This is a genomic window from Cypionkella sp. (assembly GCF_036782355.1).
Lineage (GTDB): Bacteria > Pseudomonadota > Alphaproteobacteria > Rhodobacterales > Rhodobacteraceae > Cypionkella.
Genome location: NZ_DAIPZF010000076.1, coordinates 1 through 1,975, shown reverse-complemented (window position 1 = coordinate 1,975; position 1,975 = coordinate 1). Strand labels below are relative to the sequence as shown.

Here is a 1,975-nt window from a genome sequence, read left to right as displayed (position 1 = left end):
CGCGGCGATCTTTATCGCGCCGATGTCACGGGGCGCGAGTTGAACGAGCTGACCATCGGCGTGATCGGCTATGGCAATATAGGTACCAAGGTCGTGCGGCTGTTGCGGGCCTTTGGCGCTAAGGTTTTGGTGCATGATCCCTATGTGCAATTGGCTCCTGAAGATGCGGCAGCGGGAGTCGCGCTGGTGTCTTTGGATCAGCTTTTGCGACAGTCTGATGTGGTGACGCTGCATGCGCGTGTTACCCCCGAAACCCGTAACATGATGAATGCCGAAGCCTTTGCCAAAATGCGACCGGGCACGATTTTCTTGAACACAGCACGCGGGCCGATGTGCAATTACGAAGATCTTTACGCGGCTTTGGTCTCGGGCCATCTGGGCGGGGCGATGCTTGAAACCTTTGCGGTCGAGCCTGTGCCCAACGATTGGCCCTTGCTGCAACTGCCCAATGTCACCATCACGCCGCATATCGCGGGGGCCTCGTTGCGCACAGTCACCTTTGCCGCCGAGCAGGCCGCCGAAGAGGTGCGCCGCTATCTTGCGGGCGAGCCTGCTCGCAATGCGTGCTGATATGGGGCATCGGGAAGATATCTGTGCTGCGATGGTAGCGCTTGTCGAGACGGGGTTGAACCGCGGGGCTTCGGGCAATGTTTCGCTGCGCGATGGTGCGACGATGTTGATCACGCCGTCAGGGGTGCCGCCGCGCCAGATCAGGCCAGAGGATATCGCGGTGATGCCGCTGGCAGGCAAGGGCGAGTGGGACGGTCCGCTGGCGCCTTCGGTCGAATGGCGGTTTCACCGTGATATCCTGAACCACCGCCCCGACATTCAGGCGGTGGTGCATACCCATGCCCCCTGGAGCACCGCGCTGGCTGTGGCGCGCAAACCCATTCCGGCGGTGCATTACATGATTGCGGCCTTTGGTGGCACAGAAATTCGCTGCTCGGATTATGCCACCTATGGCACGCCTGCGCTCTCCGAAGCGGTACTAGCGGCGATGGAGGGCAGCCGCGCCTGTCTTATGGCCAATCATGGCATGGTGGTGGGTGGGAACTCTATCAGCAATGCGCTGTGGCTGGCCAATGAGCTGGAGGCCTTGGCGCATCAATATTTTCACAGCCTGCTGATCGGCGGCCCGCATCTTTTGACGGACGACCAGATTGCCGAGACCGCGCGCGGCTTTGCCAGCTATGGCGTTCGGGTTAAGGGAGCAAAGCCATGACAGCGCCCGTAGATCTTTTTGTTATTGGTGGTGGTATCAATGGCGCGGGGATTGCGCGGGATGCCGCAGGGCGGGGCCTTTCGGTGGTTCTCTGTGAAAAGGATGATTTGGCGCAGGGCACTTCGTCGCGCTCGGGCAAGCTGGTGCATGGCGGGCTGCGCTATCTGGAATATTACGAATTTCGGCTGGTGCGCGAGGCTTTGATCGAACGCGAGGTGCTGCTGGCTTCAGCACCGCATATCATCTGGCCGCTGCGCTTTGTCTTGCCGCATAGCCCTGAAGATCGCCCCGCTTGGATGGTGCGGCTCGGGCTGTTTTTATACGATCATCTTGGTGGGCGGAAACGTTTGGCGGGCACACGGGCTTTGGATTTGCACCATGCGCCCGAAGGTGTGCCACTTAAAGATGACTACCGCAAAGGCTTTGAATATTCCGATTGCTGGGTGGATGATGCGCGGTTGGTGATCTTGTCGGCGCGAGATGCGGCAGAGCGGGGGGCAAGGGTGCTGACCCGCACGGCCTGCACCTCGGCCCGCCGCGAGGGCGATCTGTGGCGGGTCGAGATCCGCGGCCCCGATGGCCCCGAAACCGTGATGGCGCGGGCGCTGGTCAATGCGGGCGGGCCTTGGGTCAATGACATCATCAACCGTGTGACCGGCACCAACAGCCAGCGCGCGGTGCGGCTGGTCAAGGGCAGCCATATCATCACCCCAAAGTTCTGGACCGGCGACCAGGCCTATCTGGTGCAAAACC

At 61.1% G+C, this 1,975-nt stretch carries 3 protein-coding genes; all 3 read left to right on the top strand.

From position 1 onward, the window contains the following. Window positions 1–570, top strand: a 570-nt coding sequence (locus tag V7Q10_RS15575; RefSeq protein ID WP_333870054.1) for an NAD(P)-dependent oxidoreductase, incomplete at its 5' end; no start/stop codon positions are given. 1 nt (window position 571) lies between these two features. Then, window positions 572–1,222 carry a class II aldolase/adducin family protein gene (locus tag V7Q10_RS15570; protein ID WP_333870053.1) on the top strand — a complete coding sequence of 217 codons (651 nt, stop codon included), beginning with the start codon at window positions 572–574 and terminating at the stop codon, window positions 1,220–1,222. Then, the coding region (locus V7Q10_RS15565; protein ID WP_333870052.1) for a glycerol-3-phosphate dehydrogenase at window positions 1,219–1,975 on the top strand (757 nt) is incomplete at its 3' end. The genes V7Q10_RS15570 and V7Q10_RS15565, both read left to right, overlap by 4 nt.